This window comes from Bacillus sp. AK031, assembly GCF_053903065.1.
Genome location: NZ_CP096424.1, coordinates 3,049,432 through 3,065,676, shown reverse-complemented (window position 1 = coordinate 3,065,676; position 16,245 = coordinate 3,049,432). Strand labels below are relative to the sequence as shown.

Here is a 16,245-nt window from a genome sequence, read left to right as displayed (position 1 = left end):
TTAATTCAAATAGCAATTCATTTTAGGAGGATGAAAATGACTCTTTCATTACAGGGAAAAACATATGTAGTCATGGGTGTAGCAAACAAACGCAGCATTGCCTGGGGGATTGCAAGAAGTCTTCACGAGGCGGGAGCAAGACTTATTTTTACATACGCAGGCGAAAGATTTGAAAAAGGGGTAAAAGACTTAGCGGGAACACTTGAAGGAAGCGACAATCTTTTCTTGCAATGCGATGTGACAAGTGACGAAGACATTGAGAAATGTTTCCAGACTATTAAGGAAGAAGTCGGTAGTATTCATGGGATTGCACACTGTATCGCTTTTGCTAAGAAAGAAGAATTAGCCGGAGATTACATGAACACAACAAGAGAAGGCTTTTTATTGGCGCATAATATCAGTTCCTATTCCCTGACGGCTGTTGCCAAAGCAGCAAAAGGCCTAATGACTGAAGGCGGAAGCATCGTAACGCTGACGTATCTTGGCGGTGAGCGCGTACTTGAGAATTATAATATCATGGGTGTTGCAAAAGCTTCTCTTGAAGCAAGCGTAAAATATCTTGCAAGCGATCTTGGCAAAGCGGGTGTGCGCGTTAATGCAATCTCTGCTGGGCCAATCAGAACTCTTTCTGCAAAAGGTGTTGGCGATTTCAATACAATCCTGAAAGAAATTGAAGAGAGAGCTCCTCTGCGCAGAAACACCACACAGGAAGAGGTCGGAGATACTGCAGTATTCTTATTCAGCGATATGAGCCGCGGAATCACTGGTGAAAATATTCACGTCGATTCCGGTTATCATGTACTGGGATAATAGTTATTCGTAAGTTCAAGGCTGAATGCCTTAATATTTCATTTTTTTAGTACAAAACTAGAGAAAGCAGTCCAAAACGGACTGCTTTTTACTATGAATTTGTAATAAAATCCAAAAAATTTCATGATTGAGTAGGTCACCAAATGGAAGGGTTCTTAAAATAAGGGAGAATTTTTCCGTTAAACTGCAGATTTTAGCTGAGGAAAGGTAAATAACGGAAGGATTTTCCGTTAATCATGCTCAGTAATCCATATTTCATGTTTTTTAAGTAAATAGCGGAAAATTTTACCCTTATTTGACCTGTTTTTCCGACATCTCTTCTATAAGGGAAATTTCTTCCCTTAAAGTATGTATGGCTATCCGCTCTCGTAATCGCGGTAACCGTCAGCCTGTCAAAAAATAAACCGGCGTTTCAAACGTTGAGCCTGGTACAAAAAAGGAATCTTTGCGATAAACTTTGGGAAGAATGATGTCCTTGGCATCGAGAGCGAAGGACATCAAAAAGAGTTTAGAACAGACATCCTTCTCAATCTTTGAATTCCCCTGATCTAATTCCAAGAAAAAATGAGAAACCTCTGGGCATTTATTGCATACATTGTATAAGGAATGAACCTCGGGAGGTGCAACGAATGAAAAAACAAAAAACAAGCGGTAAAGCTCCTTTATTATATATCCAGCAGCCCGCAATGAAAGAAACAAAAGCAAATATGCAGCAAAGCTACTCATCCAGAAATGCAAAGCCAAAACAAACGGCCAAGGCAGAAGCCGTACCGGAAAAAAAACAAAAGAGAAAAAAAAGAACATACTTTGAAGAGGAACTAGGTTCTTTGTATGGAGAAGCACCTGCAAAAGACCAGGTAAAAGAGGAGCTTGAAGAACCGAACACAAACAAAACTCATGAAACAGAAACGCAGCCTGAAGAAAACCAAAAAAGAACTTACTCATTTAAGCCGTTGAAACCATTCAGAGAAATGGAACTGGATGAAAAAATCAATTACCTTTCCCGTTATATCAATGGGAAAGCTCCATTCCCGTGTGAGTTTGTAACCGCGGAAGAACATTATAAGGGAATATTGCTGCAGGATGGAAACGATACTCTTGTTGTCAAAACGTTTCAAGGTGATGAAGCCGAGATAAAAAGGTCATCTTTAAAGGCAATAAAAATCATCGGCTTGTAAGTGTTTTTACCATTATAAAAAGCCAGTCGGATTATCCCGACCGGCTTTTATCTAGAGATTACTCGCAGATGTCAAGATCTCTGTCAGCAATACATTGAATCGCACAGAAGCAGTTCAAATCAACTGTGATACAGTTGTTTGTTCTGTACCAATCGTCAACTTTGCAGATCTTGCCAAAATCCAATTTACCATAATCGTTTACGATGTCTTTATCTGGTCTTAATACTCTGAGTGTTGCACAGCAGTTATCGAATACTTCTTCAACACGGAAGTAAATAGATACGCAGTTTGCATCACACTCACCGTCACGTTGTCTGAAAAGTGCCTTGAACAATTCTCCGTTCTTATTCGTCAACGTGAACACACGCGTGTCTGCACGGCGTCTCATAGCCGGACTGTTCAGATCACCAAGCGGTTCAAGGAAACAGCTTGTCGTACAATCTAAACAATCATCGTTTACTGCAGCATCTTGAATATCTTTAATGGCACGAACTACTTCACATACACAGTTATCAGTGGAAACTCCACCTACATCGTCTCTTCTTCCACAACCCATATTGAAAATCCTCCTTTTAATTGTTTATCACTACACTAATAACATATTGTAGGCAAGGACTTTAAGTTACGGATAATAGCCCTTTTTTCGCCAAAATAGGCTATCTGGGGGATTTGTTTCTGATTTTTGAAGTGGGTTTTATACTTATGTAAAGGAGCCTGATAAGTGGAGCAAAATATATTACAACTGATCATCATGGGGCTGGCTGTCTTTCGTATAACCCATTTGATTGTTTATGACAAAATTACTGAGTTTTTGAGAGCACCTTTTTTTGATGAACAAGAAGAAATGGATGAGAACGGTTTGACAGAGGTCTATTTAGTTCCAAAGACCAGCGGCCTTAAGGGCTGGATAGGCGAGCTGCTCAGCTGTCATTGGTGTACAGGAATTTGGGTTGCAGCAGGCAGTTATTTACTTTATATTTTGAACCCCTCCATTGCTTCACCTGTGATCACAATTATGGCAATTGCAGGCATTGCTTCAATAATAGAGGCAGTTGTACAGAGATGGCTTTCCTGATGAAAGGCTGGAACAAGCGTTTTATAAACTGCATATAATGATTGTATGCACCTTTTTTAAACAATAAGAGCAGCGAATTTCCATCATTTAAGGAGGAATAAGGATGATGAAGAAATCGGAACAGAAAGTGAAATCAAATCAGCCTGTGAAAAGGAAAAAAGGCTGCGGCTGCGGAAAGAAGAAGAAAACAAAATAAGTGACAGTAACTCTGTAAGTTTCTGTCAATAATTGAATGGCAAGACTTGCGCTCAATGAACTCGGGGAGTTTATATGATAGCGCAAGTCCTTTTTTTATTCATAAAAAGTTGATCAGTAGCAGAAAATAGAAGTATTCAGGGCTCTTTAAAGGTTAGTATCGAATGATTCATGGGCAATTCTTTAGATACTCTTAAGAGTCTATTTCAAAAGCAGAGGGGATTTTATGAAGAAATGGTTGTTTGTGTTGATGGCTCTTATGCTTCTTTCTGGATGTGCTGTCAATGAGGAAGAGGGAGATGACAGTAAGGGAGCACTAATTAAGGTTACAGATCCGCCGCCAGTGGAACTAATGGAGAATCCCGAAACAGACAGCATTGGCCATTCGGTTAAGAAAGAAATTGCCAAATTGGAAGAGCTTTATGATGTGGCAGTTATCCAAGGGAAGGAAGAGATTCTTGTTTCGTATAAAGTAAAGCATTCTCATCGGTTTCACATGAAAAGTATAGAAAAGAAAATGACAAAGAAACTGGAGAAAAAATATCCGGAAGAAAAATTTATTGTCTCCAGTGACTATAAGATATTTCTTGAAACGGTAAGACTTAAAGAGAAGATAGAAGAGAAACATATTTCCAATAAGGATGCCGAAAAAAGATTTCAGGAAATCATCAAGCTTAAAGAGGAGTTAACCTAGAAAGGAGATTTATATGGGCAAGAAGCAAAAGACCTCCCAGCAAAAACAATATGAGAAATTAGAACAGAAACATGAGACGAAAAGGCCTGTACTAATCAATTGTATCAAAGCATTCTTCGTAGGCGGCTTCATTTGTATGATTGGACAGGTAGTCACCTACTTCTATATTTATTTTTTTAACTTTACCGAACAGACTGCGGGTAATCCAACAGTGGCAACGATGGTGTTCTTTTCTATGCTGCTAACAGGATTTGGTATATATGACCATATCGGCCAATTTGCTGGTGCTGGCAGCGCTGTTCCTGTAACCGGCTTCGGAAACGCAGTGATTTCAGCGGCAATCGAGCACCGAACAGAAGGATTGGTGCTAGGTGTCGGAGGCAATATATTCAAGCTCGCTGGTTCAGTCATTGTATTTGGTGTCTTTTCTGCGTTTATCATCGCTCTCATCAAAACGCTGCTGATTCAATGGGGGGTCATTTAATGTTAAAGGGTAAACAGTCATGGGAGTTTCAAAATCGACCTTCTATTCTTTCAACAGGTGTTGTTGGAGGGCCGTTTGAGAAAAAAGGAAGGCTCTCTGAAGATTTCGATCGATTCTACGATGACCTTTGGATGGGGGAAGAGACCTATGAGAAAGCAAATAGGTTAATGATTGAGGAGGCTGTACAGATCGCCTTGGAAAAGGGAGGACTGCAAGACAGCCAGATAGAATTCTTTTTTTCTGGGGACCTGATCAATCAGATAACACCCTCTTCCTTTGCGGCAAGAACAAATGCCATTCCTTATCTTGGGATATTTGGCGCATGTTCCACATCCATGGAAGGGCTGGCTCTAGCCTCCTATATTGTAGATTCAGGGGGAGCAAACCACGTTTTGACAGGTGCTTCAAGCCATAACTCAGCAGTTGAAAAACAATTCCGATACCCTACAGAATATGGGGGACAAAAGCCTCCAACTGCACAATGGACGGTTACAGGAGCAGGCTATTCAGTGATCGGCAAGAGCACGGCAGGAAACAATCCTGTACCGAGGGTCACTTCAGCGACAATCGGAAAGGTTATCGACATGGGACTGAGCGACCCATTTAATATGGGAGGTGCAATGGCACCAGCAGCAGCAGATACAATCATCTCCCATTTTAGAGATTTAGGAAGAGATCCATCCTATTATGATTTGATCATAACAGGAGACTTAGCAAAAATCGGGAGGAAAACTGCTCAGGAACTACTGCAGCAGCAAGGGTTCAATTTAAGTGAAAACCAGTTCCAGGATTGTGGACTGCTCATATATGGTCAAGATCAGCCAGTTCAATCTGGTGCAAGCGGTCCGGGCTGTTCGGCGACGGTCTTATATGGCCATTTGCTGAATCAAATGAAAAAAGGGGTTTACAAAAAGATTTTAATGGTTGCTACTGGAGCCCTGCTGTCACCACTTACCTTTCAGCAGAATGAGACGATCCCTTGTATAGCACATGCCGTCTCAATTGAATACAGTTAGGCTAGAAGGAAAGGAGGAGAAGCCCATGTTGGCTATGTTTTTTTGGTCATTTGTTATTGGCGGAGCGATTTGTGTGTTTGGGCAGCTTTTATTTGACATTGCCAAATTAACCCCTGCCCACACCTTAAGTTTGCTCGTTGTAATAGGTGCAGTCCTGGCTGGGTTTGGACTTTATGAACCATTAATTGATTTTGCAGGTGCAGGTGCAACCATTCCTATTACATCATTCGGGAATGCATTGGTTCAAGGAGCAATGCAGGAAGCGGATCAACATGGCCTGGTAGGCGTGCTGACGGGAATGTTTGAAGTGACCAGCTCAGGTATATCAGCTGCCATCATTTTTGGATTCATCGGGGCCTTGATCTTTAAGCCAAAGGGGTGAGGGAATGTGTCGGAATATCTTGAAGTAGCACTCAGGAGCTTATTCATTCTGGTAGCATTATTCTTTATTACAAAACTTCTTGGCAAGAAACAGCTCTCTAAATTATCTTTCTTCGAGTATATTACTGGGATAACAGTCGGCAGCATTGCCGGTACACTCTCTATGGATCTGGACCTTAAGTTGACGGAAGGGCTTATGAGTATCCTTCTCTGGTTTTCCGTGCCGTTCATCTTATCATTGATCTCTTTGAAAAGTATAAAGTTCAGGCATTTCGTTGAAGGCACTCCCACAGTTTTCATTGAGAATGGAAATATTAGTGAAATGGCACTTAAAAAAGAAAAATACTCCACAGATGAACTACTCGAACAATTAAGAAAAAAAGATATCTTCAGGGTTTCTGACGTAGAATATGCTTCTCTTGATACCAATGGGGATTTAAGTGTCCTGTTAAAAAAAGCGAAACAGCCGCTCCTGTATGAAGATCTTTTTACAATGTCTCAAAAGGTTTTTCCGGTTCAGGCAGTCATCAATGACGGTAAAGTGGATATTCAAGGATTGCGAAAGATCGGACTTACAGAAGAATGGCTGTTGAAGCAGCTTAAACGGCGCAGGATCAATTTGGAGAACGTTTTTCTTGCACAGGCAGATGCTGACGGAGTTCTGACAATTGATTTATATGACTGGTCTGCTTTCAGATAATCATACTGCCCATACATAGGTTATTACCTCTACATATAATGGAATAGTCAGAAACAAAGAGAGGTGATAAGAATGCCATACGGATACGGTTATGGATATGGTGCAGGCTGCGGTTATCCAGCAGGCGGAGGTTACGGCTCTACCTTTGTATTGATTGTAGTACTGTTCATTTTGTTGATCATTGTCGGCGCAAGCTTCTGTTAATAGGGTGAATTTGAAAAGGCAGAATCCAGTGGGCTCTGCCTTTTCTTTTTAATGTTTTTTGGATATTCGCCCACTCAATATGCACTCTTTTCCTTTACACTTCATAAGATATATTAGCTGTAAAGGAGGCGTTTTACCTAATGAATAATAACTTCTTTAAAAATGTTGAAAAGAAAACAGGTGTCAATATGAATGATGTGCTGGAACTGGCTGGTTCACTTCAGAATGCAAATTTCAAAGATGAAAAAACCGTTAGAGGAGTCATTCAGCGAGTATCTCAGATTGCGAATAAACCAGTAAACAAAGAAACGGAAGATAAGATCGTTAAGTCCATTATCAACGACGGCAAACAGTTGGACTTCGGCACTATTTCAAAAATGATTAATAACGGGAAATAAAAACTAGTTGTTCTATAGAGCCATTGGCACTACTTCTGACGCTGAAGTAGAACCAATGGTTTATTTTTACTATCAACCCACATAAACTCATATTTTCTTCCGAAAACCATAGTAATTAACAAGAGAGTTTACAGATTTATGAAGCGGGAAAATGAATTAGAAGCAGTAGATGCTGTTTTACAATGCCAGAGAGAAATTGCGCATCCTGCAGGGAATATTAATCGACTCTTTTTTAAAAAACGAAGAAAGCTTAGAAAATAGAGAAAATGAGGTGAAATGTATGGGATATATCGCACCTGTCCCGCACTATCAATATATGCAGTATGCAGAGCGGGAGGCAAATAAAGAATATGATCCATTTACATTCATGCCAATCAACCGGATCCGGCCGCTGATGAACAAGGCACAACGCGATGATACCGGAGTGGATCAGGATACCAGTCTCTCGAAATTAAAAGACAGCAGGAAGAGGTTTCGCCAGGCAGAGGGAATTTCACCTGACTTTTTAGCCGATATTACAGGAAAAGGGAAGTACATTAACGAATATGTTTAAAAAATGGAAAGGATGTATTTCCCTTGAAAATGAAAAAAATCAATGAACATTGCCATTACTTTTCATCGGCTGTTAATATCGGATATTTATTGAAAGACGGCAAGGGTCTGCTGATCGATACCGGCCTGGATGACTCGTCGATCAAAAAAGTGTTCAGACAGCTTGAAAATGAGGATCTGCCTTTGGACTATTGCTTTATCACCCACGCCCACACTGATCATTTTGGAGGAGCGGCCTGGTTGAAGAAGCAAAAGGGGATTAAATTCCTGGCTCCTGACTTAGAAAAGGAAATTATCGAACATCCTTTATTGGAGCCTGTCTATTTATGGAACGGCGCTTTTCCACTGAAGGAATTACGTAATAAATTCCTGGAAGGGAAACCTGTTGCGATAGATGAGTATGTATCTCCGGGCAAAGCTGAAATTGGCCCATTCGAATTGGAGTTTATTTCTCTCCCCGGCCATGCACTTGGACAAACAGGTGTACTTTATAATGACGTGCTATTTGCAGCAGATGCTTATTTCGGAAGAGATGCTTTGCAAAAACATATTATTCCCTTCATTGCGGATGCAGAAACGACACTGCAAACCCTGGAAAGCTTGAAAGGCATGGGTCTGGCAGGAGCAATTCCCGGTCATGGTGAATTTGAGCAGAACCTGACTGAAACGATAACTGCAAATATTAATGTACATAGAGATCTTTTAGAGTATTTAGTGGCCACTTTACATACAAGTGAGGAAAAATATTCTTTTGAAGATTTGTTTGAAAAATTCCTGAATGACCACGGAGTGCAGGCAGGGACTATTGGACAGTATTTGTTATATAGAACAAGCTTCACTGCTTACCTTACAAAACTGTCGAACGACAATGCCATTAAGATATATATGGAGAACAACCGTATATACATTGGTGGATGAGATGGACCTGTAGTGGCTTTTTTCCAAGGTAAGAAAGTGTAAAAATGGGTTGCGGCTGAATCCAGCGCAAGCACCCTGTATAGCCATCCGGAATATCTGCCTGTCGGTGCTATACAGGGTGCTTGCTCTTTTTGAATTATTGATATCCCTGAAGCAATAAATCTTCTCCATCTTTCCATTCTCCAAATAAAATATCCTTATGTGAGGTATACCCCTTTTTTTTGAGCTCGGCAAGAAGCCATTTTTCATCTGCATCAATCATCTTTAAGTTATCATAAATAATCTCGCCATCTAAAATAATAGAAATAGGAAAGGAGGTCGAGGAGGGAGCGATATTCAAATCCTGTTTTTGGACAGAAGCATACATCGGTTTTTTTATTACGCTCATACTCCCATCTGTTTCGAGAATGGCATATTCACACTCTCTAATGGAGAAAATGTCTTTTGCCCTTAGCAGCTGCTGAAGCTGATTTAAATCCAGGTGATTTTTTTTTAAGTTGTTAAATTGAATGATACCCTTCCGGATGATAATAGAAGGGGTGTTTTCAAGAATGTGTCTGACTCTTCGTGATTTCTGCGTGAGAATCTCTGTGAAGAAAATCATTCCTCCCCACAAGGAAATGGCGAACAGGATTTCCCAGATGCCAACCTTATTATCGTAGAGAGAGTTTCCGACGAGCTCCCCCAAGATTATGGCTGAAATGAAATCGAACGGGGTAATTTGTGATATTTGGGTTTTTCCCAGAACTTTTGTCAGTAACAGCAATGCAACAAATCCTACAACAAGTTCTGAGGCAATAGCCAGTAAGTTCATAATAGTCTCCTGTAAATAATGAAGTTATTAACCCATTCTCAACAAAAGACTAACGTTTTATTCATCAGGAGTGGCGGGGATTTGCCTGAGATTGGTCTGTTGTTTGCATTTATGAAAGTAGCAAATTCGGAAAAAACTGTAGAACAAACATTTTTGCGGCAAAAAAGCTGGATCCAGTGTTAGTTAGGGGTTCTGTTTTGAAATACAAAATATGAATTAACATTGTTTTTGTATAGTAATTCGCACCAAAATTAAAAAGCAATTCGGCAAGAAAATCGGAAGAAAAATGCTTGGGGCTTGGAGACACATGCTCGAAGCATTTTTTATCCCAAGATAAGCACTTGTTAGTGATTTCCGATTATCTCTGAATCCCCATTAAATAAGCTGCCAAAATAAGAGGAGAAATTCCTCTTATTGAGGAAACAGCACGAAAAATAGAGTAAATAGAGGGAAGAATTCCCTCTATTTACTCCAAAAGCATGAAAATGGGCCATTTTAATTTGTCTTAAGGGGAAAAATTCCCCTTATTTCCCCCGCACCTACCCCTATTCTGCAGAATAACGGGAAAAACTACCCTTATTATTTATATAATCAGAGGTTAATTAAGAAAAAAATGTCCGCTTCATTTATCTGTCTCTCAAAAATTAACACATCCCCTGCTAGTTTGTAACACACCAATTGGTATAACGATTATCATGCGTATTTTTCATGTTGACAATAACCTATGACACAATGTTAAAAGGGGGTCGAAATTCCGGGCGGATTTAGCGTTCATATTATTAACCCTTATATATATCAACAAAAAAAGCAGTCTAATTCAGTTGCGAATTGGACTGCTAGTTGGTGCGCTAATTTACTCTTTTGTATTCGAAATCGGGAGCCGTTACTGTGTTCAGGATCGGGTTTTTTGCTTACTTCAATATCTTCTTCATTGACTTATGCGGAATTCCTGCATCCAGGAATTCATCCGATGTAATAGAGTAGCCTAGGTTTTCATAAAACGGAATCGCATGTGTCTGTGCATTAAGGTTCAAGGCAGGGATTTCTTTGCTTTTTGCATGATCCTCAATATAATGCATTATCAGTTTACCTGCACCTTTTCCTCGATAGTCAGCCAGTACACAGATTCTCTCAACTTTTCCTTCTCCATCTTTCAACCGGAATCGTCCTGCACCTGCTGGTTTATCGCCGTCATACAACACAAAGTGTTCCGATGAATTCTCATATTCATCGATTTCTTCTTCAAGAGGTACATTTTGTTCATTAACAAAAACTTCTTTGCGGACAAGCAGGGCATCCTGAAGCTTTTTGTCTGAGTTTGCTAGCATCATCTTCAATGGAATTCTATTCCTTTCCTAAGCGGAATGTTTCGTAAACTGTCCAAGAGCCGTTTTCAAGTTGATAGAGGAGGTGAAATCGATCCACTGTTTCCTCATGGTCAACACCCAGCATGCGCAAAGACCCGAACACATCTGAATGCTCATCATCAGACAGATTTTGGGCAACAGTTATATGAGGGACAAAAGCATATTCCGGTTCTTGTCCGCTGAATTCCGGTGAGTGCATTTCCTGGTGCAATCCTTCAAGTTCGGGTGTGGGTTCAGCCTTGAAATAGATTACATTGTTAACGGGCTGGAAGGAGCTGATTTTGTATACCTTCAGAGCAAACGGATCATACTTCTTGGCGATACTTCTCAACTTATCAGCAATATCTTTAATCTCAGTGTCGTCTGCAGAAAAAACATTCTTCAGAGTCAAATGAGGGGTAATTAAAGCATAGTGCGGATCATAGCGCTTCCGGTAGGCATTGGCCTTGTCTTGCAGCGATTTAGATGGAAAAATAACGACACCATAATTCATATAAGTATTACCTCCTTAGTCCAATAAGTTCAATAAATTCTAAATAATTTAATATATCAGTTATTATAGCACATTTTAAGAGTGTATTGACATAGAGCGAAAGATACTTTCTTTTGTTATCTATGAAAAACCAATGTTTTTTGGCTCATATCTGCACGGGGCGACTTTTCAGCTCTGCTGAAAAGCGAGTGAAACGGGAGTTTCACTCGAATGAGCCAAAAATAAAAGGGAAACCCATCAAAAAGAATCTTCTTCCCTATTATGCCATTCTTTTATCCGTACTATGAGAACATATGCTTAAGAGCACGCCTCAAATCCGGCTGCCAATACTTCCAAGTGTGATCTCCGTCAAATTCATCGTAGAATGATGAGAATCCTTGTTGATCAAAAAGCTCATGAAGCTCCCGGTTTGGAGACAGGAAATCGGCGACTTCCCCATTTGTGGTCTTAACCTCTGTTTCCCCCTTGCCGATAATATGGTAAATATTCAGAAGGTGTGGCTGCTTCTGGCTTTTCACTGCCTGAATCACTTTATCATTAACAAAAGGGGATTGCAGAATGACTTTTCCAAAAGTATTTGGATATTTTAATGCTGTCATCAATGAAACAGATGCACCAAGAGAATCGCCGATTAAAGCTCTTCCCATTCCCATATGGTATGTAGGGTATTTTTCATCTAAGTGCGGAACCAGCTCATGCGCAAGAAAGCGGATGTACGCCGCGTTTTGTTCCCCATCCGGGTGATACTTCCTTCTGCGATCCTGAACATCCTTATAAGGGATTCCGATAATGATCATATTTTCAATGTCCTGGCCGCCCAGTAATTCATCGGCAAGCCTCGGAATTCTTCCTAACTGAAAATAGTCCTTCCCATCCTGGCAAATCAAAAGTGAATATTTATATAGCGGCGAATAAGAGGGGGGCAGGTACACTAGCATATTGATTTCTTCATTCAGTTCTTTACTGAAGAGGCTGAGTTCATTGATTGTTCCTCTAGAAGCTGACATTTCTATACCTCCATTAATAATGATTTAAACGTATTGGACATTTCCGCTGAAAAGGGAAATCCACAGCGAAAAGAACCTCTCAGGGAAGATTGTACCACAATTGATTATGAAAATCCCTGCACCCGCTCATACTGCCAGCTCCACTGTGAAGTGAGAGGTTTAATGCCATATTTATTGTGAAAAATACTGAAGACTGGTAGTTTAATAATTATCAAGATTTAGCCAGTCGAATGCTATAATATGTAAAAAGCCGTATATGCAGGAGGAGAAGCAATGAAGAAAGTAATACATTCCAAAGATGTTACATATGCAGCTAAGCAGAAGCTGGAAGAAAGAGGCGTTTCAGTAGAAGATATCGCCGAGATTGTTTATCAAATGCAATACCCATATCACCCTGAACTGGATATGGAAGATTGTATAGAAAGTGTTGAGAAAGTCCTGTTAAAGAGGGAGATACAGCATGCCATTCTAGTGGGGATCGAACTTGACGTTCTTGCTGAAAATAAGCAGCTGTCCGAACCGCTTCAATCAATAGTGGAAACCGATGAAGGCTTGTTTGGGGTCGATGAAACGATTGCGTTAGGGGCGTCATTAGGATACGGAAGTATAGCTGTAACGACCTTCGGCCATCTTGATAAGAATAAAATCGGAGTCATCAGAGATCTTGATACAAAGGTGGGGAAGGGGATTCATACATTCCTGGATGATATGGTCGCCAGTATCGCAGCAAATGCAGCCTCTAGAATTGCACATCTTTTAAGGGATAAAGAGGAGCAATTTACAGAAGAAGAAATAAAAGCTCATGATGAGGAAGAAATAATAGGGTGAAAGAATAAACCGCTGAAATTTACTTCAGCGGTTTTCTTGCTCACAACTAATGGGACCATACGGGATACACCTGATCTGCCTGAATCGCGGCAAGTATATTTTCAGTTTTGAATGTGCGGTATTGCCGTCTGTAAAAACAGTAGGCTTTTATATGCTCCGTTCCGATTTTCTTAATCAGAATCGTTCTTTTCGTAAAATCTCCTTGGTCACTATGATAAATAATCTGAATGGGAGTATGATATCTATGTGATTTCTTAAAAATCTTTTCCACCCGATTCACTCCTTTTAGCTGGCTGCTTAATGCATTCAGTCATTTCTTTTGGGGGGAGTAAAGAAACCATTTTAGAAAGACTGATATCATCATTTTATGCGAACGTACGTTTCTTTATACTTTTTTTATAAAAAAAATCTTCAGGTGTATTGACAAGCGGACACTTTTTCATATAATTAGATATGTACCCATAATCGTGATCTGATAGTTCAGCGGGAGAATACATCCTTGACAGGGATGGGGTCGGGGGTTCGAATCCCTCTCAGATCATACATATAAAAAAGCACCGCTTCGATTAAGAAGCGGTGCTTTTTTATACTGATTTTAAAATCGGCAGCTGAACATTGCCTGTCCACTGCATGTACGAAAAGTACTAATACACGCTGAAACAGCATTCTTTATTACAATTTTGTCCGCACATCCCAGAGTTCCGGAAAGAATCTGTGATCAAGCACTTTCTTTAGATATCCCACACCTGACGATCCCCCGGTTCCTTTTTTGTGCCCAATGATTCTCTCTACCGTTTTCATATGCCGGAAACGCCATTGCTGCAGCCAGTCTTCAATATCTATCAGCTTTTCAGCAAGCTCATACAGGTCCCAGTATCGGTCGACATCTTTATAAACAGCTGTCCAAGCATCCTCTACTGATTGGTGGAACTGATAAGGAGCTGTAAAGTCCCTGTTTAGAACTTCGTCCGGGATTGGGATCCCTGCTTTAGACAATGCAAGAATGGAAACATCATAGATACTCGGTTTCTCATAAGCCTGGAGCAAATCTTGTTGAAGGTCCGGATCTTTTTTATAGATTTCAAGCACATGTTTGGTTTTATAACCGAGCATGAATTCAATCATACGGTATTGATAGGATTGAAATCCTGATGCCTGTCCAAGCTTTTCCCTGAATTCCATATATTCAGCAGGGGTTAAGGTTGACAGGACATCCCAAGCCTGAATGATCTGAGATTGAATTTTTGACACTCTCGAAAGCATTTTGAAAGCGGGTGATAGTTCACCTTCTTTAATCAAATCAATGCTTGCATCCAATTCATGCAATATTAATTTCATCCAAAGCTCACTTACCTGATGGATAATGATGAATAACATTTCATCGTGATGCCCTGATAGTCTTTTTTGACTGGAAAGCAGCGAATCCAGTTGTAAATAATCTCCATAAGTCATTTTTTTTAAAAAGTCGGTATGTATTTCCTTGTCAAAAATACTTTCATCGTTTTGTTTGCTCATTGCTTTTCTCCCTCCGTGTCTTTCCCCTGTTAGTACGTAAGAGCCTCGGCCGGGCCAAAGCCTTTTTATATTGCATAGCAAATAGCTATAATACAAATTTCTAGTAAAACTGCCGAATTCCTTTAATTAATTTACTTCAGACTAAATGAACGGCAGACCTATCAGATCTGCCGCTCGCTGAATCCTTATGCGTTTTCTGCTTTCATCATGTTGATAAGTTTCCTGGAGATCAACAACAGCACTATCCCAAGGAAAATGGCCACTCCGCCGATCACTGCGAAAATCTCGAGGTAACCAAGGGTGGCGGTCAATGAGGCAAGCTGTCCTGCCAGTAGACTGGCGACTCCTATAGCAGCCATCCATACACCCATCATCAACGATGCGATTTTGATTGGAGCCACTTTGCTGACCAGGGATAACCCGACCGGTGATAAGAATAATTCCCCCAGTGTGTGAAGCAGGTAGGTAAATATGATGAACATCAGGTTTGCTTTAACGACAATATTATTTTCATCTGAGCCAGTTTGCAGGACTGCGGGTATTAACACCATAAATCCAAGACCCAGGAGAATCATCCCGATCCCCATCTTTGTTGTCATGTTCAGGTCCCCGCGTCTGGTCTTTGAAAGTTTCAGCCAAACAGCAGAAATGATCGGAGCAAGTATGATGATGAACAAAGGATTGACAGATTGAAACCAGGCAACTGGAATCGTATAGCCAAAAACTTCTCTATCGATGAAATTCTTGGTATAGAGAGTAAATGAACTGCCGGCTTGTTCAAAGCCAGCCCAGAAGAAGACAACAAAGCAGGCAAGTATTAATATGGCGGTTGTCCTCTGTTTGTCTTTAGGAGACAGCGGGACATTTTCTCCATTTGTTTCAAACGCTGAAGCTTTAGCTGGCTTTAAGCCTACTTGTCCCAAGTATTTCCTGCTAAAGGTTGAAAAGATTACCTGACCAAAAATCATTCCGATTGAAGAAGCAAGGAATGCCCACTTAAAACCGTAGTGAATCGTTCCTGTATCAAGTGTGGTAAGAAACAGATCCTCTGCCAGAAAACCTGCAACAAGAGGAGCGAAAAAAGCTCCAAGGTTGATCCCCATATAGAAGATCGTAAAGGCGGCGTCTTTTCTTTTATCGTTACGAGGATAAAGTTCACCCACAAGTGTAGAAATATTCGGTTTGAAAAACCCGTTTCCGATAACGAGGAGGGACAGCCCTGTGTAAAGACCTGCTTGGGAATGGGTGAGAAATATCGTGAAGTCTCCACAAGCCATTGTAATTCCGCCGATGGTGATCGCTTTTCTGAGACCGATAAAACGATCTGTCATCCAGCCCCCAAATACAGGGAAAAAATAAACGGCACCCGTATACAGCCCGTATATTTGCAGCGCTCTTTCAGGATCCACTCCCAATCCGCCGCTGACGAATTGTGTAGTCAGGTATAGTACAAGTAACGCACGCATCCCGTAATAACTGTATCTTTCCCAGAGTTCAGTAAAGAAGAGAAGATAGAGCCCTTTAGGATGTTTTTTCCCTTGAGGCAAATCGTCTAAAAAGGTTGATTCCACAGTAATACCTCCAGATAATCATGATGTTTGATGACTCAATATATT

21 protein-coding genes and 1 tRNA gene are annotated in these 16,245 nt (G+C 40.5%); 14 read left to right on the top strand and 8 right to left on the bottom strand.

The window, feature by feature from the left end; genetic code table 11:
• Positions 1-36: 36 nt before the first annotated feature.
• Both fabI and M1E09_RS15720 read left to right on the top strand, forming a co-directional pair.
• A complete protein-coding gene (gene fabI / locus M1E09_RS15725) occupies positions 37-810 on the top strand; it encodes an enoyl-ACP reductase FabI (RefSeq protein WP_456271787.1) in 774 nt (257 codons plus the stop codon).
• A 629-nt stretch (positions 811-1,439) separates the two neighbouring features.
• Positions 1,440-1,988 (top strand): CotO family spore coat protein, encoded by a 549-nt coding sequence (locus tag M1E09_RS15720; protein ID WP_456271786.1) that lies wholly within the window; start codon positions 1,440-1,442, stop codon positions 1,986-1,988.
• A gap of 58 nt (positions 1,989-2,046) precedes the next feature.
• Here M1E09_RS15720 and M1E09_RS15715 read toward each other — a convergent pair whose 3' ends face one another.
• The gene (locus M1E09_RS15715; RefSeq protein ID WP_456271785.1) at positions 2,047-2,544 is read right to left on the bottom strand and encodes a CotY/CotZ family spore coat protein; all 498 of its coding nucleotides are present in this window, start codon (positions 2,542-2,544) and stop codon (positions 2,047-2,049) included.
• Between the two features lie 165 nt (positions 2,545-2,709).
• Between M1E09_RS15715 and M1E09_RS15710 the strand changes: the two genes are divergently transcribed.
• From M1E09_RS15710 to M1E09_RS15665, 10 genes are all read left to right on the top strand, one after another.
• Positions 2,710-3,063, top strand: coding sequence for a DUF1360 domain-containing protein (locus M1E09_RS15710; protein ID WP_456271784.1), 354 nt, complete (start codon positions 2,710-2,712; stop codon positions 3,061-3,063).
• A gap of 421 nt (positions 3,064-3,484) precedes the next feature.
• Positions 3,485-3,952, top strand: a complete 468-nt coding sequence (locus M1E09_RS15705; RefSeq protein ID WP_456271783.1) for a sporulation protein — start codon at positions 3,485-3,487, stop codon at positions 3,950-3,952.
• A 13-nt stretch (positions 3,953-3,965) separates the two neighbouring features.
• Positions 3,966-4,436, top strand: coding sequence for a stage V sporulation protein AC (gene spoVAC / locus M1E09_RS15700; RefSeq protein WP_456271782.1), 471 nt, complete (start codon positions 3,966-3,968; stop codon positions 4,434-4,436).
• Positions 4,436-5,452 carry a stage V sporulation protein AD gene (gene spoVAD / locus M1E09_RS15695; protein ID WP_456271781.1) on the top strand — a complete coding sequence of 339 codons (1,017 nt, stop codon included), beginning with the start codon at positions 4,436-4,438 and terminating at the stop codon, positions 5,450-5,452. The genes spoVAC and spoVAD overlap by 1 nt, the downstream gene beginning before the upstream one ends.
• 25 nt (positions 5,453-5,477) lie before the next feature.
• Positions 5,478-5,834: a stage V sporulation protein AE gene (gene spoVAE / locus M1E09_RS15690; RefSeq protein ID WP_456271780.1), complete on the top strand. Its 357-nt coding sequence runs from the start codon at positions 5,478-5,480 to the stop codon at positions 5,832-5,834.
• Positions 5,835-5,840: 6 nt separating this feature from the next.
• Positions 5,841-6,533 carry a DUF421 domain-containing protein gene (locus tag M1E09_RS15685; RefSeq protein WP_456271779.1) on the top strand — a complete coding sequence of 231 codons (693 nt, stop codon included), beginning with the start codon at positions 5,841-5,843 and terminating at the stop codon, positions 6,531-6,533.
• Positions 6,534-6,605: 72 nt separating this feature from the next.
• A complete protein-coding gene (locus M1E09_RS15680; protein ID WP_456271778.1) occupies positions 6,606-6,737 on the top strand; it encodes a YjcZ family sporulation protein in 132 nt (43 codons plus the stop codon).
• 140 nt (positions 6,738-6,877) lie between these two features.
• Positions 6,878-7,135, top strand: coding sequence for a stage VI sporulation protein F (locus tag M1E09_RS15675; protein WP_456271777.1), 258 nt, complete (start codon positions 6,878-6,880; stop codon positions 7,133-7,135).
• Positions 7,136-7,415: 280 nt separating this feature from the next.
• The gene (locus M1E09_RS15670) at positions 7,416-7,688 is read left to right on the top strand and encodes a hypothetical protein (protein ID WP_456271776.1); all 273 of its coding nucleotides are present in this window, start codon (positions 7,416-7,418) and stop codon (positions 7,686-7,688) included.
• A gap of 29 nt (positions 7,689-7,717) precedes the next feature.
• Positions 7,718-8,605 (top strand): MBL fold metallo-hydrolase, encoded by an 888-nt coding sequence (locus tag M1E09_RS15665; protein WP_456275013.1) that lies wholly within the window; start codon positions 7,718-7,720, stop codon positions 8,603-8,605.
• Between the two features lie 136 nt (positions 8,606-8,741).
• On the opposite strand, the gene M1E09_RS15660 is transcribed toward M1E09_RS15665, so the two are convergent.
• The 4 genes from M1E09_RS15660 to M1E09_RS15645 all read right to left on the bottom strand — a co-directional run bounded on the left by M1E09_RS15660 (position 8,742) and on the right by M1E09_RS15645 (position 12,286).
• Positions 8,742-9,419: a DUF421 domain-containing protein gene (locus M1E09_RS15660; RefSeq protein ID WP_456271775.1), complete on the bottom strand. Its 678-nt coding sequence runs from the start codon at positions 9,417-9,419 to the stop codon at positions 8,742-8,744.
• 911 nt (positions 9,420-10,330) lie between these two features.
• The gene (locus M1E09_RS15655) at positions 10,331-10,750 is read right to left on the bottom strand and encodes a GNAT family N-acetyltransferase (protein WP_456275012.1); all 420 of its coding nucleotides are present in this window, start codon (positions 10,748-10,750) and stop codon (positions 10,331-10,333) included.
• Positions 10,751-10,763: 13 nt separating this feature from the next.
• Positions 10,764-11,279 (bottom strand): YjcG family protein, encoded by a 516-nt coding sequence (locus M1E09_RS15650; protein WP_456271774.1) that lies wholly within the window; start codon positions 11,277-11,279, stop codon positions 10,764-10,766.
• Positions 11,280-11,560: 281 nt separating this feature from the next.
• Positions 11,561-12,286, bottom strand: a complete 726-nt coding sequence (locus tag M1E09_RS15645) for an alpha/beta hydrolase (protein WP_456271773.1) — start codon at positions 12,284-12,286, stop codon at positions 11,561-11,563.
• Between the two features lie 273 nt (positions 12,287-12,559).
• Here M1E09_RS15645 and M1E09_RS15640 point away from each other — a divergent pair, with 273 nt between their 5' ends.
• Positions 12,560-13,114: a phosphatidylglycerophosphatase A family protein gene (locus M1E09_RS15640; protein ID WP_456271772.1), complete on the top strand. Its 555-nt coding sequence runs from the start codon at positions 12,560-12,562 to the stop codon at positions 13,112-13,114.
• 46 nt (positions 13,115-13,160) lie between these two features.
• Here M1E09_RS15640 and M1E09_RS15635 read toward each other — a convergent pair whose 3' ends face one another.
• Positions 13,161-13,385: a hypothetical protein gene (locus M1E09_RS15635; RefSeq protein ID WP_456271771.1), complete on the bottom strand. Its 225-nt coding sequence runs from the start codon at positions 13,383-13,385 to the stop codon at positions 13,161-13,163.
• 198 nt (positions 13,386-13,583) lie between these two features.
• On the opposite strand from M1E09_RS15635, the gene M1E09_RS15630 reads away from it, so the two are divergent.
• Positions 13,584-13,655 (top strand) — tRNA-Val (locus M1E09_RS15630).
• 131 nt (positions 13,656-13,786) lie between these two features.
• Here the strand turns inward: M1E09_RS15630 and kynA are convergent.
• Positions 13,787-14,629, bottom strand: coding sequence for a tryptophan 2,3-dioxygenase (kynA, locus tag M1E09_RS15625; RefSeq protein WP_456271770.1), 843 nt, complete (start codon positions 14,627-14,629; stop codon positions 13,787-13,789).
• Between the two features lie 185 nt (positions 14,630-14,814).
• Complete coding sequence (locus M1E09_RS15620) at positions 14,815-16,206, bottom strand: peptide MFS transporter (protein ID WP_456275011.1); 1,392 nt, start codon at positions 16,204-16,206, stop codon at positions 14,815-14,817.
• Positions 16,207-16,245 lie beyond the last annotated feature (39 nt).